The 24,782-nt window shown below is 37.3% G+C and carries 21 protein-coding genes; 11 read left to right on the top strand and 10 right to left on the bottom strand.

The genetic code is table 11. From position 1 onward, the window contains the following. Positions 1 to 36 precede the first annotated feature (36 nt). From FW781_RS20720 to FW781_RS20680, 9 genes are all read left to right on the top strand, one after another. A complete protein-coding gene (locus FW781_RS20720; protein ID WP_149389165.1) occupies positions 37 to 1,275 on the top strand; it encodes an FtsW/RodA/SpoVE family cell cycle protein in 1,239 nt (412 codons plus the stop codon). A 1-nt stretch (position 1,276) separates the two neighbouring features. Then, entirely contained in the window at positions 1,277 to 2,380 is a 1,104-nt protein-coding gene (gene murG, locus FW781_RS20715; RefSeq protein WP_149389164.1) for an undecaprenyldiphospho-muramoylpentapeptide beta-N-acetylglucosaminyltransferase, read from the top strand. Between the two features lie 50 nt (positions 2,381 to 2,430). After that, positions 2,431 to 3,789, top strand: coding sequence for a UDP-N-acetylmuramate--L-alanine ligase (gene murC, locus FW781_RS20710; protein ID WP_149389163.1), 1,359 nt, complete (start codon positions 2,431 to 2,433; stop codon positions 3,787 to 3,789). A 30-nt stretch (positions 3,790 to 3,819) separates the two neighbouring features. Continuing rightward, complete coding sequence (locus FW781_RS20705) at positions 3,820 to 4,791, top strand: cell division protein FtsQ (RefSeq protein ID WP_172625773.1); 972 nt, start codon at positions 3,820 to 3,822, stop codon at positions 4,789 to 4,791. A gap of 87 nt (positions 4,792 to 4,878) precedes the next feature. Beyond that, the gene (ftsA, locus tag FW781_RS20700) at positions 4,879 to 6,264 is read left to right on the top strand and encodes a cell division protein FtsA (protein ID WP_149389162.1); all 1,386 of its coding nucleotides are present in this window, start codon (positions 4,879 to 4,881) and stop codon (positions 6,262 to 6,264) included. A 91-nt stretch (positions 6,265 to 6,355) separates the two neighbouring features. Then, positions 6,356 to 8,269 carry a cell division protein FtsZ gene (ftsZ, locus tag FW781_RS20695; RefSeq protein WP_149389161.1) on the top strand — a complete coding sequence of 638 codons (1,914 nt, stop codon included), beginning with the start codon at positions 6,356 to 6,358 and terminating at the stop codon, positions 8,267 to 8,269. Between the two features lie 89 nt (positions 8,270 to 8,358). Then, the gene (locus FW781_RS20690; RefSeq protein WP_149389160.1) at positions 8,359 to 8,805 is read left to right on the top strand and encodes a GatB/YqeY domain-containing protein; all 447 of its coding nucleotides are present in this window, start codon (positions 8,359 to 8,361) and stop codon (positions 8,803 to 8,805) included. Positions 8,806 to 9,257: 452 nt separating this feature from the next. Then, positions 9,258 to 9,668 (top strand): BrxA/BrxB family bacilliredoxin, encoded by a 411-nt coding sequence (locus FW781_RS20685; protein ID WP_047379990.1) that lies wholly within the window; start codon positions 9,258 to 9,260, stop codon positions 9,666 to 9,668. A 105-nt stretch (positions 9,669 to 9,773) separates the two neighbouring features. Further along, a complete protein-coding gene (locus FW781_RS20680; RefSeq protein ID WP_149389159.1) occupies positions 9,774 to 11,288 on the top strand; it encodes a GH3 auxin-responsive promoter family protein in 1,515 nt (504 codons plus the stop codon). Between the two features lie 67 nt (positions 11,289 to 11,355). Here FW781_RS20680 and FW781_RS20675 read toward each other — a convergent pair whose 3' ends face one another. The 10 genes from FW781_RS20675 to FW781_RS20630 form a co-directional block, all read right to left on the bottom strand. Further along, the gene (locus FW781_RS20675) at positions 11,356 to 11,766 is read right to left on the bottom strand and encodes a hypothetical protein (protein WP_149389158.1); all 411 of its coding nucleotides are present in this window, start codon (positions 11,764 to 11,766) and stop codon (positions 11,356 to 11,358) included. 26 nt (positions 11,767 to 11,792) lie between these two features. Continuing rightward, the gene (locus tag FW781_RS20670; RefSeq protein ID WP_149389157.1) at positions 11,793 to 12,155 is read right to left on the bottom strand and encodes a hypothetical protein; all 363 of its coding nucleotides are present in this window, start codon (positions 12,153 to 12,155) and stop codon (positions 11,793 to 11,795) included. Positions 12,156 to 12,159: 4 nt separating this feature from the next. Next, a complete protein-coding gene (locus tag FW781_RS20665; protein WP_172625772.1) occupies positions 12,160 to 13,131 on the bottom strand; it encodes an endonuclease/exonuclease/phosphatase family protein in 972 nt (323 codons plus the stop codon). Positions 13,132 to 13,204: 73 nt separating this feature from the next. Further along, a complete protein-coding gene (locus FW781_RS20660) occupies positions 13,205 to 14,197 on the bottom strand; it encodes an endonuclease/exonuclease/phosphatase family protein (protein ID WP_228720248.1) in 993 nt (330 codons plus the stop codon). A gap of 9 nt (positions 14,198 to 14,206) precedes the next feature. Further along, positions 14,207 to 14,935, bottom strand: a complete 729-nt coding sequence (locus FW781_RS20655; RefSeq protein ID WP_149389155.1) for a rhomboid family intramembrane serine protease — start codon at positions 14,933 to 14,935, stop codon at positions 14,207 to 14,209. A 6-nt stretch (positions 14,936 to 14,941) separates the two neighbouring features. Next, on the bottom strand, positions 14,942 to 16,732 hold the full coding sequence (gene mutL, locus FW781_RS20650; protein ID WP_149389154.1) for a DNA mismatch repair endonuclease MutL: 1,791 nt from the start codon (positions 16,730 to 16,732) through the stop codon (positions 14,942 to 14,944). Between the two features lie 316 nt (positions 16,733 to 17,048). Further along, a complete protein-coding gene (locus tag FW781_RS20645) occupies positions 17,049 to 17,876 on the bottom strand; it encodes a YoaK family protein (protein ID WP_149389153.1) in 828 nt (275 codons plus the stop codon). A gap of 26 nt (positions 17,877 to 17,902) precedes the next feature. After that, positions 17,903 to 18,397, bottom strand: a complete 495-nt coding sequence (locus tag FW781_RS20640; RefSeq protein ID WP_149389152.1) for a hypothetical protein — start codon at positions 18,395 to 18,397, stop codon at positions 17,903 to 17,905. A gap of 230 nt (positions 18,398 to 18,627) precedes the next feature. Continuing rightward, entirely contained in the window at positions 18,628 to 20,028 is a 1,401-nt protein-coding gene (locus FW781_RS20635) for a sensor histidine kinase (RefSeq protein ID WP_149389151.1), read from the bottom strand. A gap of 3 nt (positions 20,029 to 20,031) precedes the next feature. Continuing rightward, a complete protein-coding gene (locus tag FW781_RS20630; protein ID WP_149389150.1) occupies positions 20,032 to 20,739 on the bottom strand; it encodes a response regulator transcription factor in 708 nt (235 codons plus the stop codon). A gap of 206 nt (positions 20,740 to 20,945) precedes the next feature. Between FW781_RS20630 and FW781_RS20625 the strand changes: the two genes are divergently transcribed. Together FW781_RS20625 and FW781_RS20620 are read left to right on the top strand one after the other, a co-directional pair. After that, complete coding sequence (locus FW781_RS20625; protein ID WP_149389149.1) at positions 20,946 to 21,515, top strand: helix-turn-helix domain-containing protein; 570 nt, start codon at positions 20,946 to 20,948, stop codon at positions 21,513 to 21,515. Positions 21,516 to 21,951: 436 nt separating this feature from the next. Continuing rightward, on the top strand, positions 21,952 to 24,777 hold the full coding sequence (locus tag FW781_RS20620) for a TonB-dependent receptor (RefSeq protein ID WP_149389148.1): 2,826 nt from the start codon (positions 21,952 to 21,954) through the stop codon (positions 24,775 to 24,777). Positions 24,778 to 24,782 lie beyond the last annotated feature (5 nt).

The raw sequence follows: 24,782 nt of genomic DNA, 5'->3' as shown, positions 1-24,782 counted from the left end.
CATTTTGCTTGTACATCATACATCAATACAAAAAATATGGACGAACAGAACACAGAAAGCAGATTTGAATTTCTAAAGGGCGATAAAGTACTTTGGATGGTCATCCTTGTGATCTCCATTTTCTCTATTTTCCCTGTTTACTCTGCAAGTTCAAATCTCGAATACATTGTTAATAACGGGACTACAACGGGTCACGTTATCAAACACATGTTCTTTGTAGTCTTAGGATTAGCAATTATGAGACTGGTAGGAACTATAAAATATGAATACATCGGAAAGCTCAGCAGCATATTGCTCGGGCTGATGATTGTTTTATTGGTAGTTACTATGTTTACGGGTCAGACCATTGATGGAGCCAGTGCTTCCAGATGGCTTAAAATTCCGGGAACACCCATTTCTTTCCAGCCGTCATCATTTGCCTTTTTAATGCTGATCATCTATCTGTGCAGATATTTAACCAAAAAAATCACAAGAGAAAGGCTTCCAATAGAGAATATCATGTATATTTTCGGGCCTATTTTACTTGTTTTTGTACTGGTTGCAAAAGATAATGGTTCCACGGCGTTAATGATTTTAATGGTTTCCGTAGTGGTTCTTGTCATAGGTCAGCTTCACTGGAAATACATTGCAGGATTTATCTCTGCCTCATTTGTAGCCATTGTATTATTCTTATTAATAGCGCTGAATACTAATATGATCGGTGGAAACCGTGTTCACACATGGATGAGCCGTGTAGAAACATTTACCTCGAGCAAAGCAAAATCTGCCGATGTAGATGATGAAAGTATAAAAGCAAAAAACTATCAGGTAATGCAGGCCAAAGCAGCCATTGTACACGGCGGAATTACCGGAATGGGACCAGGAAAAAGTGCACTGAAACAAATGCTTCCACAATCTGCCTCCGATTTTATTTTTGCAGTCATTGTAGAAGAATATGGTGTAATTGGAGCTGCTTTTCTGATCAGTTTATACTTGATTATGATGATCAGGATCGTAATGATTGCCAGTAAAATGCCGGCGTTTTTCGGATCACTGCTCGTGCTCAGTCTCGGGGTAATGATCTTCATTCAGCTTTCAGTAAACATAGCCGTTGCTGTCAACCTGATCCCGGTAACAGGGCAGCCGCTGCCACTAATTAGTTATGGGGGAACCTCAATGCTGGTAACCTACCTGCAGTTAGGTATTATCTTAAATATAAGCTCAAGGATTCAGATTTATGATGAAGAAGGAATGGGTAAAAAACAAAGTATAGCAGAAATAAACGATATCGCTTAACATGGACAAAAAATTAAAAATAGTATTATCCGGCGGAGGGACAGGAGGACATATCTTCCCGGCCATCGCTATTGCTGATGAGATCAGAAAAAGATTTCCTGATGCAGAATTTTTGTTCATTGGTGCCAACGGAAAGATGGAAATGGAAAAAGTTCCACAGGCAGGCTATAAAATTGAGGGAATTGATATCGCAGGAATCGACAGAGGAAATCTGTTATCCAATCTGGGACTGCCTTTCAAAATTCTAAAAAGCTTATCAAAGTCTAAAAAGATTATCAAAAACTTCGCTCCTGATTTTGCCGTAGGAACCGGAGGATTTGCCAGCGGTCCAGCCCTTTATGAAGCAAGCAAAATGGGGATTCTGATTTTCATACAGGAACAGAATGCTCATGCAGGGGTAACCAATAAAATTTTAAGTAAGAAAGCTAAAGCTGTTTTTACAGCTTATCCGAAAGTAGAAGGTTTTCCGGCAGAGAAAATAAAATTTCTGGGCAATCCGATTCGCGAGAACATAGTTTCAGGAATGCAGGAAACCGCTCAGGCAAAAGAAAAAATGGGATTGAATAAAGATAAACTTACAATTCTCTCTGTAGGCGGTTCTTTAGGCTCCAGAACATTGAATAATGCATGGAAATCTCATTTAAAACAAATTGTAGATAAAGATTATCAGCTGATCTGGCAGACAGGAAAGCTTGATTATAAAGATATTGTAAACGAAACAAAAGATACAGACACTCGTAATATTCAGATCCTTGAATTCATCAAAGATATGGAACTGGCCTATTCTGCAGCTGATATCATCGTTTCAAGAGCCGGAGCAATTGCCATTTCAGAGTTGGCAGTGGCACAAAAACCGGTCCTTTTGGTTCCTTTCCCTTTTGCAGCGGAAGACCACCAAACTAAAAATGCCATGAACCTGGTTGAAAAAAATGCAGCAAGAATGGTAAAAGACTCTGAAATGCAGGAAAAATTCTGGAATACATTATCAGAAATCTGCGAAAATGAAAATGTAAGAAAAGAAATGTCTGCCAACCTTAACTATTTTGCCAAGCCAAATGCCGCAAAAGAGATTGTAGACGAAATTTTTAAAGTAGTAACGAGATAATTTGAATAGGAGAGATCTTTTAATCATTTAATCTTTCAATTTTTAAATAAATGAATATTTTACAAACATATCAGACTTTTTACTTCGTTGGAATCGGAGGTATCGGAATGAGCGCATTAGCGCGCTATTTCAATGCATCCGGAAAAAAAGTATTGGGCTACGATAAAACCAATACAAAACTGACTCAGAATCTGATGAATGAAGGGATTGATATTGTTTTTGAAGATCTTATTGATGAAAGGATAACTTCTCTTCAGAAAGAAGATACGTTAGTTATCTATACTCCAGCCATTAAAACGCTTGGAATACTGGATTACTTCAATGAAAATCAGTTTGAAGTGTTGAAACGGGCTAAAGTTTTAGGGTTAATCACTGAAAATACAGATTGTATTGCTATTGCGGGAACTCATGGTAAAACAACAACGTCTACCCTTGTGGCCCATTTATGCAAAGAAGCAGATCTGCCTTTCTCATGTTTTTTAGGAGGAATTTCTGAAAACTTTAAATCGAACTTCCTGTACAACGGTTCCAAATATTCTGTGGTAGAGGCAGATGAATATGACAGAAGCTTCCTGAACCTTTCTCCGGATTGGGCAGTTGTAACTTCTACAGATGCAGACCATCTGGATATTTATGGAGATAAGAGCCATATTGAAGAGGGGTTCAGACAGTTTGCGGCTTTAGTGCCTCAAGACAAACAGCTCTTTGTAAGAAAAGGAGTAGAAATTGGCAGAGGACATCAAACGTATGCAGTCAATGAGCCTGCAGATTATTATTCTGACAACCTGCGAATGGATCATGATAAAATTTATTTTGACTTCCATACTCCTACTGAAACAATAAAAGATTTTGTCTGGGAAATTCCGGGAATCCATAATGTGGAGAATGCTACTGTAGCACTGGCTATTCTGCATAATTTAGGCGCAGATTTTGATACGCTGAGAAAAGCAATTGCCAACTTTAAAGGAATTAAAAGAAGATATACCAAACATATTTATCAAAACGGTAAAATTTATATTGATGATTATGCTCACCACCCTACAGAAATTAATGCCGTAGTGAGTTCAATCAGAACATTTTACCCTGATAAAAAACTAGTGGTGGTATTCCAGCCTCACCTTTTCAGCAGAACAAGAGATTTCGCAGATGGGTTTGCAGAAAGTTTAAGCAAAGCAGATGAACTTATTCTGCTTGATATTTACCCTGCAAGAGAACTTCAGGAGAATTTTCAAGGAGTTAATTCAAGCTGGCTGCTGGACAAAGTGATATTAGATAAGAAAGAAGTATCGACATTATCCGATGCTTTTGAAAAAATAAAAGAAAAAGATTTTGATATCCTTCTTACCGTAGGTGCAGGAAATATAGATACCCTGTATGATCCTATTTGTGAATGGATTGAGAAAATTTGAGTATAAACGCAATGCTCGCGAAGAAAAAATATGAAAAATAAATACAGAATATTAAAAATTGCTGTCACTGTAATCATCCTTGGATTGTTACTGAGTTTCTCGTTGAAGAGATTCAGCCACCAACAGATTACAGACAATAAGATTTCTGTAAAAATGAGTGAAAAAACTCCGGTTTATTTTGTTGATGAAAAAGACATCAGGGAGATTGTAAGAAAAGAAAATCCCTCTGGAAAAGTAGGTGATCTTAATATTCCCTCTTTAGAAAAAAGAATCAATTCACTTCCGGCGGTTGACAGTGCCAATGTCTATCTGAACCTGAATGGAAAACTGAATCTGGATATCAAGCAGAGAGTTCCTGTTTTCAGGCTTAATAAAGATGGAAAAGACTTTTACGTAGATGAAAAAGGAGTTGAATTTCCAATTTCAAGAACATATTCTCATCCATGTATGCTGGTAACCGGGAATGTACAGCCGGATGAATATGAAAAACTGGCAGAACTGGTAGGAAAGATAGACAAAGATGATTTCAGTAAGAAATATTTTATCGGGATTTCAAAAAGCAAAGAAAGCTACAATCTTTTGACGAGTGAAGGAAATTACAGGGTAGAGATTGGAGATCTGGATAATATTGATTTTAAAGTAAAAGGATTTAAAACCTTCGTGGAAAAATATCTTGTCTACCAGGATCCTCAGAAGTACAGCATGGTTTCTGTAAAATATCAGAATCAGATTGTTACTACTTTAAACCCTTATTTTAAAGAAAATGACAGTATTTTAAAAGCTGGAAAACTAGAACTGGCAAAGGGACCTACTCCAATGGCGGCAGTAAAAAAGACCGAGACCAGACCAAAGACAACGGAAGCAAAAAAAACAAGCTCCATTCCGGCAAAACAGAAAGAGAGTACGAAACCAAAAACACATACAAACGAGGCGAAAAAAACAGAGAAAAAATCAACCGCTAAGGCCTTGTCCAAGCCAAAGGCAAAAGTAAAAATAGAATAAGTCTTTTCGGGACGTTCAATACACAAATAAAAGATCATCCTTAGAGAAAAAAAAGGAAAAAGTAGAAAAAATCAAATCGATATAAAAATGGAAAATCAAGAGTATTCAGTAGGTCTGGACATCGGGACAACAAAGATAGTCGCGATTGTCGGAAGAAGGAATGCACACGGGAAAATAGAAGTTCTCGGTGTAGGAAAAGCTAAAAGTCTTGGTGTTCATAAAGGTATTGTGAATAATATTTCACAGACTATTAATTCAATCAAGGCTGCAGTATCCGAAGCACAATCCAGTGCCGGTGTTCCTATCCGCAAAGTTACGGTAGGTATTGCAGGAAAACACATTCGTTCTCTGCAGCACTCCGATTATATTATGCGTGAACATCCTGATAAATTTATTACAGACGATGACATTGAAGCGTTAAAAGATCAGGTGAAAAAGCTGGTTATGCTTCCCGGAGAAGAAATTATCCATGTACTTCCTCAAGAATATAAAGTGGATTCCGAGGGTGAAATTCAGGAGCCCGTCGGGATGCATGGAAAGCGGTTAGAAGCCAACTTCCACGTTGTAGTAGGCCAAATGGGCAGCATCAGAAATATTGCCAGATGCGTTCGTGAAGCCGGATTAGAAATGGAAGCCCTTACTTTAGAGCCATTGGCGTCTTCTGAAGCTGTTCTTACCAAAGAAGAGAAAGAAGCTGGTGTCGCTATTGTTGACATTGGTGGTGGTACAACAGATATTGCAATATTTAAAGATAATATCATCCGTCATACCTGTGTGATTCCATACGGAGGCGGAATTATTACCGAAGATATCAAAGAAGGTTGTTCCATTATAGAAAAACATGCAGAACAACTGAAAGTAAAGTTTGGTTCGGCTGTTCCCGAATTAGAAAAAGACAGTACTTTTGTAACCATTCCGGGGCTTCACGGCAGACCGGACAAAGAAATTTCTTTAAAAACTTTAGCACAGATCATCAATGCAAGAGTAGAAGAAGTTTTGGAAATGGTCAATACAGAACTGAAAGCTTACGGTGCTTTTGAACAAAAGAAAAAGCTTATTGCGGGAATCGTTCTTACGGGTGGTGGTTCAAACTTAAAACATCTTCGTCAACTGGCCAATTATACCACTGGTTTTGACAGCAGAATCGGTTTTGCGAATGAATATATCGCCAACGATAAAAATCAATACCTGAAAGGCCCTGAATTTGCTACGTCTATCGGGTTACTGATGGAGAGTTTAAAGATCAGAGACAAAAAGCAGAATGCTGATGACATCATAGAAGTTGTTGCAGAACAGCCAAAGCCGGAAACCGCTTCGGTACAGACAGAAACTGTTCAGCAGGTTCAGCAGGCAGCACCTGTTCAGGAGCAGCAGTCTTTTGAGAACGAAAGACAAGAGAACAGAAAGGCGAAATTGACCTTCGGACAGTCGCTTATGGAAAAAGTAAAAAAATTCTTTGAAGAAGTAGAATAAATTATAAATGATGAATGATAAGCGATAAACGATCTTTTCCTTATCAATTATCATCAGTCAATTATCAATTATAATTATTAAAAGTATAGTTATGGAAAATATAGGTACACAAGGATTTTCATTTGATTTGCCAAAAGGAAATTCATCCATTATAAAAGTAATCGGTGTAGGGGGCGGTGGAAACAACGCTCTGAAGCACATGTACGAGAAAGGAATTCACGGAGTTGATTTCGTGATTTGTAATACAGATGCTCAGACTCTTGATAATAACCCGGTTGCTAATAAAGTTCAGTTAGGAACCACGATCACAGAAGGTCTTGGAGCGGGTGCAGACCCTGAGGTTGGAGAGAAATCGGCAATCGAAAGTATCGAAGATATTAAAGCTGCTATGGGCCAAAACACTAAAATGGTGTTTATCACTGCCGGAATGGGTGGTGGTACCGGTACTGGTGCGGCTCCTGTCATTGCTAAAGTAGCAAAAGACATGGGAATTTTAACCGTAGGTATCGTTACCGTTCCTTTCAGTTTTGAAGGTAAAAGAAGACTGGATCAGGCTGAAAACGGTCTTGATAAATTAAAAAATAATGTTGACTCATTAATTGTGATCAACAATGATAAACTAAGACAGCAGTTCGGAAACCTTGGATTCAAACAGGGATTCTCAAAAGCCGATGAAGTTTTAGCCAATGCTGCCAAAGGTATGGCAGAAGTCATTACAGGTTACTTTGATGTAAACATTGACTTTAGAGATGCTAAATCTGTACTTCAGAATTCAGGTACGGCTTTGATGTCTACAGGAACAGCTTCAGGTGAAAATAAAGCCGAAGAAGCGGTAAGAAAAGCCCTGGACTCTCCGTTATTGAATGATAATAAGATTACAGGTGCCAAAAACGTTCTGTTATTGATCAGAAGTGGCGCTGAAGAAGTGACCATGGATGAGATTGGTATCATCATGGACCACATTCAGAAAGAAGCAGGGAACACAGCAGATATTATCTTCGGAGTAGGTGCTGATGAAGAATTGGGAGATGCAGTAAGTGTTCTTGTTATTGCAACAGGGTTCTCTAACGAGAATAAGAAATTTTCAGGACCTACAGAGAAAATCAGAATCAGTCTTAACGACAGCTTTGATGCTCCCAAAAACTCACCTTTCAAAACAAGAGAGGAAAGAGAATCTGCACCTGATACCACCTATGACTCCAGCAGAGCCAACCATTTCAGATTAGATGATGAAGACCACAGCACACAGTTCAAGGTTACATCTATTGAAAAAAAAATGATTCTTGAAGAAGAGCAGGTGAAACCCGAAATAAAATTCTCTGATAAAGAGGAGGACAATATAAATACTCCTGAGCAGGCGTGGAAAAATGAAGAAGAAGCCGAGCAGGAATACAGCTTATTTTCTATTGACGAAGAGAATGAAGATCCAAATGATCTGGAAATTCAGTCTTTCTCATTTGATTTCGATAATAAAAAAGATGAGCCACAATCGGGAACTCCATTCAGCAACTCTTTTACGGAAGAAAAACCTGTTGAATTCAGTTTCTTTGTAAACGAACCTGTCAGAAATGAGCCTAATACCGATTTTGGGCAGCCAAAAGCAGAATTTAATAACCCTACCAATGCTGCTGTAGCTGAACCGGCTCAGAAGATTGAAACTTTCTACCAAAAACAGGAAGAGCCAAAAGCTGAAACAAGAAAAGCTGTTGAAAACAAAACAGAAATTGAAACTCCGAAAACGGAAGAATCAGAATTCACTTTTGTGAATAAAACGATGGACCAGGACAGAGTGATTGAAAGAAGAAATAAATTGAAAGAATTCAATTCCCGTTACCAAAGCTTTGACAGCACTAGCGAATTTGAATCTATTCCCGCTTTCAAAAGAAAAAATATTTCGATCGACGGAACCAATGCTTCAGATCAGAACATCAACACGTATCTGTCTGACAACAATGGATCTATGCAGATCAGAGAAAACAGATTTTTAAATAAAGACGTAGATTAAATGCTATAAGCGGTACGCAGTAAGCTATAGGCTATTACAGCCGAATCAAAAGGCTTACTGCTTATTGCCTAAAGCCTAAAGCCCAAACCATGAGTTTAGAAAATATTATAAGCGAAGCTATAAAAACAGCCATGAGAGAAAAAGACAGAGTAGCTCTGGATTCTCTTCGTGCTGTAAAATCTCAGATTCTTCTTTTACAAACGGAAGCAAGAGGTGCTGAAGTTTCTCCAGAGCAGGAAATTGCTATTCTGCAGAGAATGATCAAGCAGCGTAAAGATTCTTTTGAGCAGTTTTCGACTCAAGGGAGACAGGATCTTGCTGAAGTAGAAGAAGCTCAAATGAAAGTAATTGAGAAATTTTTACCTAAACAGCTTTCTGCTGAAGAACTTGAAACAGAAATTAAAAATATTATTTCTGAAACCGGAGCTGAATCTATTAAAGATTTAGGGAAGGTAATGGGAGCAGCTTCAAAAGTATTAGCCGGGAAATCAGACGGAAAAAGTATTTCCGAAATGGCTAAAAAGTTGCTGTCTTAGTTGAAAACTAACCGTTGATGGCAGTTCCATAACCCCTCAACTTATTTTCAACCATTTATATTAGGATATACAACCTTTGCATATCGATTTGATTAAAGAAGCCCGGAACTTTTTCAGTTCCGGGCTTCACTTTCTTTGGATATTAAAGTTTGTTAATCAGTTTTGATTCTAAACTGAAAAAAGAATTAAGATACTACCATATTCATAGAGTATTTAAGTGATTGATTGCTTGAGGGAAAGCCTTAAATGTTTTTTTCATGGTCGTTTGTTTTTCAGAATCATTTCAAAATTAATAATAATTTTCCATTATTCCTAATCTTAATTCACATTTTTTTGAATATTATTACAATATTAATATTTGATTAATTTTATATGACTAATCGATTGATAGTTTTTATATATTGAACAAACGCAAAGAAATGCTTAACTTTGTACAGATAAAAACAAAATATATGTATCCAACAGATTTAGTAATGCCTATGAAGGCAGAGCTTACAGATAAAGGTTTCCAGGACTTGACAACTCCAACTCAGGTAGAAGATGCGTTGAAGCAGTCTGGAACTACATTATTGGTAATTAACTCCGTATGTGGTTGTGCAGCAGGTGCTGCAAGACCTGGAGTTGTATACTCTTTGACCGGAGATAAGAAACCTGATCATTTAACAACTGTATTTGCAGGATTTGATACTGAGGCTGTAGCTGAGGCAAGAAAACACCTTGCTCCGTTCCCTCCAAGTTCTCCATGTGTAGCTCTTTTCAAAGATGGTGAATTGGTTCATATGCTGGAAAGACACCACATCGAAGGGAACCCTGCAGGTGCTATCGCAGCAAACCTTCAGGCTGCATATGATGAGTATTGCTAAGAAACAATAATCTAAATATCAAACCGTTACATATTTTGTAACGGTTTTTTTATTTAATTCTGTAAAAAATTTTCAGAAAATTCAAATATCATTATATTTGTTGGAATGGCAACCAAAGCACTTTTCAATACCGTAGTCAACTGGTTTATCCGTCAGAGGATAGATCAGATACAGAATTTCATGGACCATCCCATTGAGACCCAGAAAGGCATACTTTTCTCACAGCTGTTTCATGCGGAGGATACAGAATATGGTAAACTATACGGTTTCAACTCTATATCAAGTTATCAGGACTTTAAAAACAAAGTTCCAATTGTTACCTATGAAGAAATGGAGCCTTATATTGAAAAAGCAAGGCAGGGTCAGAAAGATATAAGCTGGCCGGGACTCATTAAACATTTTGCCAAATCATCGGGAACCACCAATGCTAAGAGCAAATTCATTCCTATTTCTGCCGAGAGTCTTGAATACTGCCACATGAAGGCAGGAAAGGACATGGTATCCATTTATGCCAATAATCACCCCGAAAACCAGCTTTTTAATTATAAAAATTTACGTTTAGGAGGTAGTTCTGAACTCTATGCTGATTTTAATACAAAATTTGGCGATTTATCCGCTATTTTAATTGATAATCTTCCGTTTTGGGTAGAAATTACCACAACTCCAAGTAAAAAAGTTTCCCTGATGGGAGAATGGGAAAGTAAACTGAAAGCAATCACTTCTGAAGTAAAAAACGAAGATGTGGGAAGTATCCTTGGGGTACCAAGCTGGATGATGGTTCTTCTTCAAAAGGTTCTAAAGGAAACCAATATTGAAAATATTTCAGAGCTATGGCCGAATTTGGAGGTGTTTTTTCACGGTGGAATCAGTTTTAAGCCCTACAGGGAGCAATTCAGGCAGATCATCGGAAAAAACATTAATTACTACGAAATTTACAATGCTTCTGAAGGCTTCTTCGGGATACAGGACAGATCAGACAGTGATGAGATGCTGCTGATGCTGGATTACGGTATATTTTACGAATTCATTCCTATGGATCAGTTCCATTTTTCAAATCCGAAGGTAGTAAGCCTGGAAGATGTGGAAGTGGGCAAGAACTATGCAATGGTAATTACAACCAACGGCGGCCTGTGGAGATACCTGATTGGTGACACCGTTGTCTTTACATCAACCAACCCATTCAGAATAAAAATAACAGGAAGAACCAAACATTACATCAATGCTTTTGGTGAAGAACTAATGATCACCAATGTGGAATCTGCTCTTTCAAAAGCCTGCGAGGCTACGGGAGCACAGATCACGGATTTCACAGGAGCTCCTGTCTTTATGAAAGGAAATGAAGGAGGTGCCCATGAATGGATCTTTGAATTCAGTCAGCATCCGGATGATCTTGATAACTTTATCGATGCTTTTGATAAGCATTTAAAGACCATCAACTCTGATTATGAAGCAAAGAGATACAACAATATGACCCTTAAAAGGCCTATCGTACATATTGCTAAAACCAACCTTTTCTATCACTGGCTGGAAGCTAAAGGAAAACTTGGCGGGCAAAATAAAGTGCCGAGGCTAAGCAACGACAGAGAATATATTGATCCTTTACTGGAAATGAATAAGTAAGAAAAAAAGACTTCTTACAATTAACAAATAAAAATGCCGTAATTCAAGTTGAATTACGGCATTTATTTTATTTACTTAAATCTTCTTTTACCTTTTTCGCGGCTTCCTCTACTTTTGAAGCTCCTTTTTTGGCGGCCTCTTTGGCATCCTGCCCTACTTTATTTGCTTCGGTTTTGATATCCTGACCAGCCTTGTGAAGATCCTGCTTTGTTTTATCAGCTGTTGCGTCAATTTTATCTTTAGCCTTCTGGGCGGCATCGTCAATCTTATTTCCGGCAGCATCTACTTTCGCCTTCACATCTTCTTTCGCATTGTTGATCTTCGCGGTATCAACAGTGGTTGGGGTTTCTGTAACGGTGGTAGTCGTTGTAGTAACTGATCCGTCAGCATTTTCTACCTCTTCTGTTTTCGTTGTTGATTTTGTACATGCTACAGTGAATACTGAGATCACTATTGCTGTAAGGATTTGTTTTTTCATATTGTATATTTTTAATGATATTGGCTTTATTGTGTTTTAATCTCCTGAGCAGCCGATGTTTCTGCAGACTTCTGCTTCTTTTCTGCTTCAGCCTTCTTCTTTTCCTCTTCCTGTTTTGCTTTATTTTCTTTTTCAAGCTCTGCCTTTAGCTTGTTCTCCTCTTCCTGAAGCTTTTTAGCCTGTTTTACAGAATCCAGATATTGAGGAGAAGACATTCTTATCTTTCGGGCAATATCTACTGAAACAGCGCCGGTAGAAAAGGAATCAACAGCAATAGTGTCATAGTTCCTTTTAACATCCTGTTCAGCGGCGAATCCCGGAGATTCTTTCTTGGAACACGCAGTGAGAAGAATTGTGAAAATAAAAATCGCAGACAGTATATTTTTCATGGAACTAATTTAGCAGAAATTCTGCAATTACAGGATAGTGATCCGATAATTTCACAGATTGATCTACTTTATAGCTTAGAGGAATAATGGATTTTGAACTGAAAATATAATCAATTCTCAAAGGTACCTTATAGTCATGAAAACTGCTTGCACTTCCCTTTCCTGCCACTAAAAATGCATCCTGAAGGTCTTTTCCCAGATTATAATATTCATAAGAATTGGGAACAGAATTAAAGTCTCCGGCCAAAATAACCGGATAAGGAGATAAATCTACCATTTTTCTGATTCTTTTTACCTGATCTTCATGGGCCTGAAATGTAGGGGTCATGTGAGACAGCAATGTAGAAACATTCCCAAACCCAAGGGCATCTAACTTCGTAAACATTGACTTATGAAGTCTGAAAGGTTCAAGATAAACATTGATGATTCTGATGACCTTTCCATTGATATCAATATCAGCGTAGAATGAATTTCCTCTTGCCTTCTCATCAATCAGCTCTGCCTGTCTTACAATTTTATGTTTTGTTTTCAGAATAACAGAAGGATATTTTATAAGATCCCGCTTTATGGCGCGATTGGTGTCTTTTTCCTGCACAAGAATAATATCTGCATCCTGTTCTTTTATATAATTTTTCACTTTATCCCAACCGTATTCTCCATATTTCACATTAAATGTTAATACTTTAATATCCCGTATTGTTTTTCCATTCTCTGTTTTTGGAGAAAAATTGATCCATCGTCTGATGGGATTATAGAAGATAAGTGTACCTAATGCAAAAGCGATGGCTATTTTTTGTTTTTTGAAGATCCATATCAGGGTAAGAATCAAATGTGCAGCAATCAGATAGGGGAAACCAAGTGAAAGCAGATTAAGGTAGCCCAAAAGATTAGGCGGAATCCATGCATTCCCTAATGTGCATAACAGCAAAACAGCAATAACGATATGTATAAATAGTAATATCTGATTCGACTTCATGAAAAAACGGTCTTGGTACGGTTTTCTTTCAACAAAAATCCTACCAAGCAGATAATTTTAACTCTTTTTATGATTATTTGCTCTCCGTGGAAAATTTCACGATGACAGGATAATGATCTGAAATACTTACAGAACGGTCAACTTCATAAGATATTGCCTTTAATGCTTTTGAAGAAAAAACATAATCGATCCTGATTGGGAACTTATAATCGTGAAAACTGGTTGCACTGCCTTTTCCGGCAGTTAAAAATGCATCTTCAAGCCCATCTGATAAATGATAATATTCATAAGAATTGGGAACAGAATTGAAATCTCCGGTCAGAATTACGGGATAAGGCGAATTATTAATGATCTCTCGAATAAGTGCTACCTGATCCTGATGCTTTTTAAAGGTGGGAATCAGCCTTTTTACAACATCTTTTGCTTTTTGTTCGTTGGTATCCGTATCTCCATTAAGTCTTACCATGTCTTTATCAAAGTGAAACGGATTAAGATATACATCCATAAACCGGTATACTATTCCATTAATCTCTATATCTGCCTGTAAACCAGGAACTCTTATGTTTTCATCCCTTGGATCTATAATCTTATGATTAATGATCTTATGTTTGGTCAAAATTGTTAACCCTGCCCCCGGATTTACTTTCTGATATCCTTCAAATTGATAATCTTTACCAGCATCTTCCTGCAAAAGAATAACATCCGCATTCTGAGATTTCAGATAGGGTTCAATTTCCGCATTTCCTCTTCCACCCGCCCTGGTATTGAAAGAGACAATTTTTATTTCTGAATCTCCATTTTTAGGAGAAGAATAATTCACCCATCTTTTAACAGGGTTGATCAATGCCAGCCCCGCAAACATGAATACAAAAGCTCTTTTTTTCCAGCTTATCACCCAGAATATCGTCAGAATAATATAAAAGATCATAAGTACGGGAAAACCCAAGGAAAGCAAGTTAAACCATGGAAAAACCTTTGGTGGGACATAGGCATTCAATAATGTGCCCAGCAGTAAAAACAGAATTCCCAGATGCAGGACGAACAGTATGAGTCGGAAAACCTTCACAATATTATTTTAATTGAAACGGTACAAATGCTTTTTCCAGCTTAATGCCAACAACCAACCTACCAACGCACCTCCTACGTGAGCGAGATGAGCAATGCCACCTCCGTTTCCAGAAAGCCCAAGGTACACGGAAACAACAACAATAATAGGCAGAAGGTATTTTACTTTTATAGGAACCGGAATAAACATAATTCCAATTTTAGAATCCGGATATAGGGTTGCAAATGCCGCCACAACTCCGAAAATAGCTCCAGATGCTCCTACCATAGGGGTGGCTACAATACCTTTGAAGTTTTCCAGTAATTCTTTTTGCTTAAGAATAGAATCGGCATTGCCCGCAAACTCAACACTGGCGCCAGACAAATATGCATTTACATTAAATCCAAGCTGTTCCAACTCATTGGAAAGCTGCTGAACTTCTACAAAATTCCACAAATTGAAAAGAAAAAATGCCCCTAAACCGCTTGCAAAATAAAGGATTAAATATTTTTTATCTCCCAATGTCTGTTCCAGAATGGGTCCAAAGCTAAAGAGTGTCATCATGTTAAATAAAATATGCATGATGCTTCCGTGCATGAACATATGGGTAATAACCTGCCATGAATGGAAAAAAGGTGAGAACGGATAAAAACCCGCGAGATAACCAATCATCTGGTTTCCCATGAAATAAGTAACAATAAATACTATAACATTGATTATAATAATATTCCTTGTAATTGGCGGTATATTGTTAAACATAATTTTTTAAAATTTGTTTTTAAAATCATTAAACGGAACTTCATAATAGCATCTTTTTCCATCCGGTAAAAATTCCGGGAAGCCTAATGCTGTAAAGTCTTTGATAAGCTGTTCCGCATCTTTTTTATAAATAAAGTCAAATCTTGACTTCGACTGCATTTTGCTCCATTGGTTATGATAGTACTGCAAAAATTCCTCTTCTGTCTTGTATTCCAGGATTTCAAAAAGGTTCTCCAGGAATTTCATGGCCTGGGTTTCTTTCAGCCCTTCAGGAAGTGAATCTATTCTAAGTACACTTTCATGAGCAATTTTCATGTCAAACCCTAATTCCGGAAGATATTTTTTGATCGAATTGTATTTTGTCTTCTCAATCTCATTCATATGATACTCCAGAGAGAAAAGAAGGGCATGGCTGTTTGTGTTTGATTTTCTGGTAGATTTATTTCCTTCAGAAACCAATAGTCTGTGCATTCTTCCGAGATCCAGCATCAATGTCACATCACCTTTATTGAAAAGCCAGTAGCCGTTCGGGAGTCTCATCAGATCTTCGTCAAAATCTTCATCTTCAAATAAATTAATCTTTGAAGGTTCAGCGGTAATATTCTGATGGTACATTTCCGTAAGATTCTGAATTTCTTCCGGATGCACTACATTTTTTTCTTCCAAAAACGGGTTATAATCCTTGTCTACAATGATCTCCGGCATTTTCACAAAACCACTTCCACCACCGTTTCCTTTGCTTGGAATCGGTTTATTCATCATTTCATCCAACTCCGGATCTCTGTCGAAATCAAGACTTGGAGAGACATTATAAATCCCTAAAGATCTTTTGATGGTTGAGCGGAGCAAAGCAAAAATAAGGTGTTCATCTTCAAATTTCACTTCGGTTTTCTGTGGATGGATATTCACATCAATTTTCTCCGGATCAAGCTCCAGGAACAGGAAAAACGAAGGAACATATCCTGGCTGCAGAAGTCCTTCAAAGGCTTCCTGTACTGCTTTATTGAAGTACGGGCTTCTGAAATATCTTCCGTTCACAAAAAGAAACTGCTCTCCCCTTGCTTTCTTTGCCCCTTCGGGTTTGGCAACAAATCCATGAAGTTTACACCAGATAATATCTTCTTTGATAGGAATCAGAAGCGGCTGAAGTTTTCTTCCGAAAACATCTACAATACGCTGCATCTGACTTCCTTTTCTCAACCTGAAAACGGCTTCATCATCATGAAAAAGTGAAAACTCCAGATTCTCATGAGCCAATGCAACACGCTGAAATTCATCAATTACGTGTCTGAATTCGATATTATTATTTTTCAGAAACTTCCTTCTTGCAGGAACGTTATAGAAAAGATTTTTTACTAAAAAGTTTGATCCGTCTGCTGTCTGAACCGGGTCCTGAAACTGGAAAACTCCACCTTCAATATAAATGTTGGTACCAATGGATGTATCTTTCTGTTTCGTTCTGAGCTCTACCTGTGAAACTGCTGCAATAGAAGCCAGTGCTTCACCCCGGAAACCTTTTGTAGCAATCTTAAAGATATCTTCTGTTCCTTTGATTTTGGAGGTAGCGTGTCTTTCAAATGCCATACGGGCATCTGTTTCGGACATTCCTTTTCCGTCGTCTACCACCTGAATAAGGTTTTTCCCGGCATCTCTGATGATCAATTCAATCTTCGTTGCATCTGCATCAATAGCATTTTCCAAAAGTTCTTTCACGATGGATGCAGGCCGCTGCACCACCTCTCCCGCTGCAATTTGGTTGGCTACATGATCCGGTAAAAGCTGAATAATATCTGACATAAAAACGTAAATCAACTTACAAAAATAGTCAATGGAAACGGGAATTAAAATACCAAAACCGTGATTTAATATTTAATTATCAACATTTTTACCTATTTATCCCCAACCGATTTTTTTAATGTTTGTAATGAAGGGCTTTAGCATGTCTATTTGACTGAACCGAAAATTTCCTTTTCTATTAACATGAAAAGTATGATGAAAAATAACAGAAACACGGGTCTGTAAGATTATTTTTCAGAAAAACGCCCCTATTCTACAATAAAATAAGGGCATTTACAGCTAGTTTATACAAAAAATTAATAGTGTGTTTTATATTTTAATCCTCAAAGACAAGCTTTCTCTTTTTCTCTCTTTTAGGAATTCCATGGATTTTATCATACAGATAAGCAAAGAGATTCGGTTTTTTATAAATCCTGCTGTATCTGTATTTCGTATTAAAGTGTCGGACATGAATTTTATAAGCATCATACCCGATGACGAACAGAAGACATAGACTGATTACATAAAACACTCTGAATTCCAGATAGTAATACGTCAATCCCGAGAATACGGCTCCCATTACATAAGCAAGCATAATACTCATCAGAAGCTTTGCCCTGCCAATCAGTTCTCCGTTTCTTCTGTATTTTTTCTGTGTAAACATAGATACCAGAATTCCCAGGTCGGTGGTTGTCCCGGTAAGGTGGGTGGTTTTCACAGAGAAGTTGGAAATACTTGCCGTAAGACCGTTTTGCAGTCCGGTGGCAAAAAGCATCAATGCTACCAGATATTCTGTTTCTTCTAATGTTTTCTGATAGTAAAACTGCCCGTATATTCCTACAAAAAGGAGACATATAATTTCCAGCGCGATGGGCATAGAATGGGCAAAATATTTACTTTTCCTATTAAAGTTGATGACAATAAAGTTGGACAGAAAACTTCCGAAGAAGAACAAAAAGATCCATCCTCCTACGACCCCTACCTGCGTCCAGTTTCCTTTACTGATTTCGGCCGCTAAAATAGCGTAGTGTCCCGTTACATTGGATGTAAAAGAGAGAAATATCAATAGGGAAGCAATATTTATAGTACCCGCCGTAAAGGCAGTCAGCGTCCCCAACCTGATATTATCTCCCAGTGTCCTGCTGTTACTATAATTTCTTAACATTTTTTATTTTTTTAATTGTGTTTTATTTAGACCTCCACAAAGATCTCTGCCAGCCTTCCTCTTTCCGGAAGTCTTTCTCTTACTTCAACGGTAATTTCATGGGATTGCAGTTCTTTGCATTTTTTGATGTAAGGAATCAGATCAAACTTGCCTTTTCCCTTACTTTTGATCGATGGAGAATAATAAGCCTCTTCAATATTTTCTGCCTTTACATACTGGTTGAATGTTCTCTGGAAACTTCCTGTAAAAACATCACAAATGATTTTATTAACCAGGTGGGGATACTTATTACTGATGATTCCATAGGCATCACAGAACTCTTCGGGTCTAATTTTATTAAAGACCGATGTTTTGGTAGTGAATAAAAGGTCTCTGATAGAATCTCCGGAATCATACCCGGATGTCAGAAGTATATTATATTGGTTCTCATCTTCTGACGCATCTTTCTCCTTAAGTACTTTTTTCAATATATTCAATGACTCAAGAGAGTAATCTGTCGCAATTAAAATTGTTTTAGCCATGTTCTTTATTATTTTGTATTGTGTTTATCTTTTTTGATGATACAAAACTAGAACGACCATATTAGAAGATCTTTGGAACGGAATTAAAATGTGATTAAAGAGATTAAAATGAGATTAGAAAATTGTTAAGGACAATTAACATGACGAAACAGCAAAATCGTAAAGGAAGGAAATTGCTTATGAATATTATTTGTTATCGGATTGTTTTCAGGCCGGTAAGAAGAGTCAGGCTATTCTCCTTTCTGTGTACTATAGAAATTCGGGAAGCGCATCTGTACTGTAGTTCCCTGGTTCTCGTGTGAACTCACGATCAGTTCACCATGATGCATTCTTACAATATTTCTTGCCAATGGAAGTCCTATTCCATAGCCTTCGTAGTTATTTGTATTGGAAGCTCTGAAGAATGGATCGTAAATTTTGTTCATTTCTACTTCAGGAATTCCGATACCATTATCTTTTACAATGATGTAAACATCTGTATTTGTGGCTCCGAGAGAGACTTTTACCTGCTGAAAATTTGAATATTTACAGCCATTACTGATGATATTGGCTACTGCAAGATGGAGCAGCTGTTCATTTCCCTGTACTTTTAATTTTTTTGGATTGTCCGGAAGCATGCTGATATCCAGATAAATATTATTTCGGGAATCAATTCTTCTCAGGGTTTCAATAACATCCCAAAGCAGCTGATCAATTCTCACCTTATCCATTTTCTGGATCTTTCCGTCGAATCCGGTTTGGGCAATCATCAGTAGAGCTTTGATCTTTTTATCCAGCTTTTCGGCTTCATCAAGAATGATTCCGAGGGTTTCTTTGTACTCGTCGGCTGTTCTGCTAATGGAAAGGGCAACATCTGCTTCTCCCATAATGGACGTAAGAGGAGTTCTCAATTCGTGAGAAACATTTCCGATCAGGTGATTCTGGGTTTCAAATGAGGTCTCAATACGGTTGAGCATATCATTGAATGTATCTACCAGCTCATTCAGTTCTTTATTATCAGGCTGGGACTCCAGTCTTAAGTGAAGATTTTCAGAACTGATTTCCTTTACTTTTCCTGTAATTTTTAAGATAGGTCTGAATAAGGTTTTCGACAGATAAAAAGAAAAGATCATACTGAAGAACAATGAAAGAACGATACAGGTAAGCAGTGTTCTCTTCAGAAATCCCAGATAATAAATGACATAGTGGTTTTTAGCAGAAGCAATAGCGATATAGTCTTTATTATCATATTTAAAGCTTTGTCCTATATAATAGAATTCCTGGTCATTATAATTAGACTCTCCTTCTTTGATGATATTTTTAAAGAAATAATCAGGAATATGAACTTCCTGAGATATTTTTTTGAAATTGGAATCTCTGGGAACGGCAAAAACATAGTCTTTTTCCATCGGAAGCTCCTCATCATTCAGACTGTTGAGAATATAGTTTTCCGGAAGGTCGAGATGATCTTTACTTTTTTCGATCTGAACAATAGTAGCTGTTCTGATCTTGAGGAGCTCATAAAACCTTTGGTGTGAAAAATTAACGATAGAGAAGTATACCAAACCACTGAACAGCAAAATGATGGCTGTAAAAACCAACATCAAGAGCACCATCGTTTTGGTCTGATTTGTAATAACTTTATTAAACATTCATTATGTTTTTTTCAACACATATCCCATTCCTATCACAGTATGAATCAACTTGTTATCATCCTGACTATCCAGCTTTTTCCTTAAATAGTTGACATATACATCTACCACATTGGTTCCCAGCTCGTAGTTCACTCCCCACACGGCATCCAGAATTTCAGCTCTTGAAATTACTTTTTCCGGATTATTCAGAAAATACAGCAGGAGTTTATATTCTGTAGAAGTAAGCGAAATATCTTCTCCGGCCCGTGTTACTTTCTTGGTATAATCGTTCACAATCAGATCCGAAAACTGAAATACATGTTCATTATCCGGCTCCGGTTCGGCAATTTCCTGTGGTCCGTTGTTATTACTTCTCCTTAGCAAAGACTTCACACGTGCCACCAGTTCAATAAACTTAAAAGGTTTTACCAGATAATCATCACCACCGCTCTCCAGTCCGAGAACGATATTCTCAGAAGTTCCCAAAGCAGTCAGAAAGAGAATCGGGACACTTTGATTGGTTTTTCTTATCTCTTTACAGACGTCCAGGCCATTCATTTCCGGAAGCATAATATCTAAAATTACCAGATCAAAATCGTTTGCCTGCACCAGCTGCACTCCTGTACGCCCGTCAAAAGCTACAGAAATTTCATACCCGTTTTCCTGAAGTCCCTTTTTAATAAAAGAAACCACGCTGGTTTCGTCTTCGATAAGAATAATTTTTTTCATAAATGAAATAAGGAGTTTTACAAAAATAGGGAAATTTTATTGGGATGGGCAAAAAGGGAAAGAAAGCAGAAGACAAATTCAGCGTTCCTTTCAATAATAATTTTCAATGAATTGATTCCCTCATCTATCCAAACTCTATAGAATAATATTACCTTTGCCTTTCATTGAATGACGAAAAAAATAATTCAGGTTAAATTGCATAGCGTATGAACGACTTTTTAATAGGTATCGGCAAGAGATTAAAGGATATTAGAAAAAAGAATAATTTAACCATCAATGATCTTGCCTTCAAAGCGAATGTGAGTAACGGTCTTGTCTCCAGAATTGAAAATGGCAGAACCATTCCTTCGCTTCCTGTTTTGTTGGATCTGATCCAGTCACTCGAAATTGATGCCAGCTATTTTTTTGAAGGCGTTGAGAAAAAATCCAATGCCAAATTCATCTATGTTCCGAAAGAAAATCAGCAAGTCATAGAAAAGGAGGTAGAAGCTGAAGGATTCAAATACATGCATATTTTCAGCAAGAGTCTTCATTCTCTAGGCTTTGAAGCGGTACTTCTTACTCTTGAACCTAATTCTAAAAGGGAAAAGGTAATTACCGATGCCTGGGAATTCAAATATATACTGAAGGGAGAAGTAAAATATGTGATTGATAATGAAGAAATCATTTTAAAAGAAGGTGATTCTTTATATTTCAACGGTAAGTTTCCTCATGTACCGGTAAGCATCAGCGATGAAAGCTGTGTGATGCTTGTTCTTTATTTTTATACTGCTTAATTACATTCTTTTTAACGCAAAGTTTTTGATCTGACTTTGTCATTCTGACGAAGGAAGAATCCTATTTCCATTCACAGTATGAGAATCATTTTATTCATTATTCCTCAATTTCCAATTTCCAGACAATTATAAAAGTTTACAAATATGCAACTTTAGTTTTTTCATTTTCTTTCTAAATGAACGAAATATGAACAGAAACAGGGGTAGTTTCGGCTGGTTTTTATTCCCCTTATTTCCTTGAAATATTTACAAAAAACGTTGAAACAGGTACTTCAAATCCCATTTTATTAAATTTTCAAAGGATAAGTTTTATTCTTTTAAAGTAAAAATAGCGTAATAAAACAGTGTCTATTTGTTAAATAATACTTAATACAAAATATTTATATATATTAAAATTATTAGCTTGATTTGCATAAAAAATTTAATATATGTAAAAATGAAAACAAATTTAGAGAAATTACTTACCCTTGTTTTTGTCTGTTTCATTGCATTTGTTTCAGCGCAGAAACAGTTAATTATAGGAACTGTTCTTGACGACAGCCAGCCTCTCCCCGGGGCAACAGTCAAAATAAAAGGCTTATCTAAAAATGTAGCCACCGATATTGAAGGAAAATTCACCATCAATGATATCAAAGAAGGCCAATACACTTTACAAATCAGCTACATCGGTTATGAATCTGCAGACATCAATGTAGAGCTGACACCAGAACATACAGTTGATTTGGGAATCATCAAACTTTCCCAGCCCCGAAAAAACATTGATGAAGTAGTCGTGACCGGAACATTGAAAAATACGGAAGCAAGAGCGTTGAACCTTCAGAAAAATGCGATCAATATTACCAATGTCATTGCCTCTGACGGAATCGGAAAGCTCCCGGACAGAAATGCAGCAGAGACCGTACAGCGCGTACAGGGAGTTTCTATTGAAAGAGACCAGGGAGAAGGAAGATTTGTCTCTCTTAGAGGGCTTCCGCCATTCTGGGCTTCTACAACCATCAATGGAAACAGGCTTCCCACGGCAGAGGAGGAAACTACTTCCAGAGCTACCGCATTCGACTTCTTTCCTACGGAACTGATCTCGTATGTACATGTAAACAAGTCTTTTACCCCAGACATGGAGGCAGACGGAATTGGTGGTGGTGTTAATTTTATCACCAAAACTCCGCCAATGAAAACAGAATTCAAAGCAACTATTGGAAGCGGATATAATGCCAAAGCTGACAAAGGAGTGTATAACCTCGGATTTTTATACGGAGGAAGAACGAAAGATAAAAAATTCGGGTACCTATTCAATTTTGCCCATTTCATCAGGAACTGGTCTACCGATAATTTTGAGGCGAGAAGAAGTGGCGATGAGGGTGTTTTCAGACTGGAACTTCGTGATTATAACGGAGTAAGAAAAACAACAGGGATCAATACGGCTTTTGAATATGTACTGTCTCCAAAAACTACTTTCTATTTAAAAGGAATGTATGGTACATTATCGGATGACGAAACCCACTATAAACATAGAATCCGATTTGATAAATTCAGCAGCGCCAACAATACAGCAAGGGTTGAGCTTCAGAATATCCACAATTTATTGATTACAGAGCTTACTTCTGTTTCTTTGGGAGCAGTTCATCATTTAAATAAAGGAAAAATCGACTGGGATTTATCTTACTACGACAACAAATTCAAGTATGGAAATATTCCTGATAAACAAAACAATTCCTACTATGTTATCAAATATACTCAATCCGGTGTAGGGATTAATCCTGATTATATTTCCGATCATGGAAATGGGCCAAGAGCTTACTGGAAAACCGATGGAGGAAAATTAGATTATAAAAATCCGGATGCTTTATTTGGTTTTTACAGTGATCCTAACTTTAAAATGGATGCCTCCCAGATGAGATTTACAGATCTTGAATTCTATAAGGTTTTTGTAGAGGAAAAGGATAAAATTGTAGCAGCATTCAATCATGAGATCAATGCTTCTGATAAACTCACTTTAAAATATGGTTTTAAATACCGCGATAAGGAGCGTAATGCAAAGTTCTCTGATATTTTCTACAACTGGAGCAGCGGAACAGCCCCACTTCTGTCTGAGTTTTCACCATATATCACGACACAACCCAACGGACCGAAATATTTAAGTGAAATGAATGCCCACATCGGGAATACTTTTGGACCGGTACTTTCTACAGAAGGAATGAACCAGTTTTGGTATGATCATCAGGAAAATCTGAAAATTAATGCTGCTGATTCCGAAGCACTGGAATACAACAAAGCATTAGGCAGAAACTTTGATGTCTTTGAAAAACATGCGGATGCCTATGGGATGGCAACATATAAACTGAATGATAAGGTTACGATTTTAGGAGGGATCAGACTATCGAATACCAATACGAAAGTAAGAGGATACAGCGTAAATGATAATATACTGACTCCAGTAGAAAATACCAAAAACTATCTGGCTGTTCTTCCAATGGTTCATTTGAAATATACGCTGAATGATAAAGCCAATCTTCGTTTTGCAGCGACAAGAACTTTCTCAAGACCCAATTTTGGAGATCTTACTCCAGGAGGAACTTATATTGAAGCTGACAACGAATTCAAAGGAGGAAACCCAAATCTTAATCCTACCTATTCTTTGAATTTTGATCTGATGGGAGAATATTATTTCTCCAACGTAGGGATTCTAAGTGGAGGCGTTTTCTATAAATCCATAACAGATCCTATTTTCCAGGATTCTTTTATCGGAAATTATAATGGAAACAACGGTGTACAGTTTACAGCCCCAAATAACGGAAAAGCAGCATGGTTAGGAGGTATTGAACTGGGAATCAACAAGAGATTTGATTTTCTTCCAGGATTTCTTCAGTATTTCGGAGTACAATTGAATGCTACATTCATGACTTCTGAAATGGAAAAACCAAGCGGAAGAACAGTAACCCTTCCTTATCAGGCAAAAGAATTGTATAACGCCCAGCTTTTCTTTGAGAGAAAGGGTTTCAATGCAAGACTGGCTTACAACTATAAAGGGAAATACGCTGTAGAATATGCTGAGGAAGATATCAACGATTCTTATTATGGTAAATATAGCAATCTGGACTTCGGCGGGTCTTATCAGTTTACCAAATACCTGACCTTGTATGCTGATGTGAATAATATTCTGAACAAACCTCTGATCTATCATTTCGGTAAAAATGAAGACCGTCCTGAGCAGGTAGAATTTTATGGCGTGCGATTTAATCTTGGAGTAAAACTGAACTTCTAAACCAT

It is taken from the genome of Chryseobacterium panacisoli (assembly GCF_008274625.1).
GTDB classification, from domain to species: Bacteria; Bacteroidota; Bacteroidia; order Flavobacteriales; family Weeksellaceae; genus Chryseobacterium; species Chryseobacterium panacisoli.
Note: the sequence above shows the minus strand (reverse complement) of the source record. Positions and strands in the feature narration are given on the sequence as shown.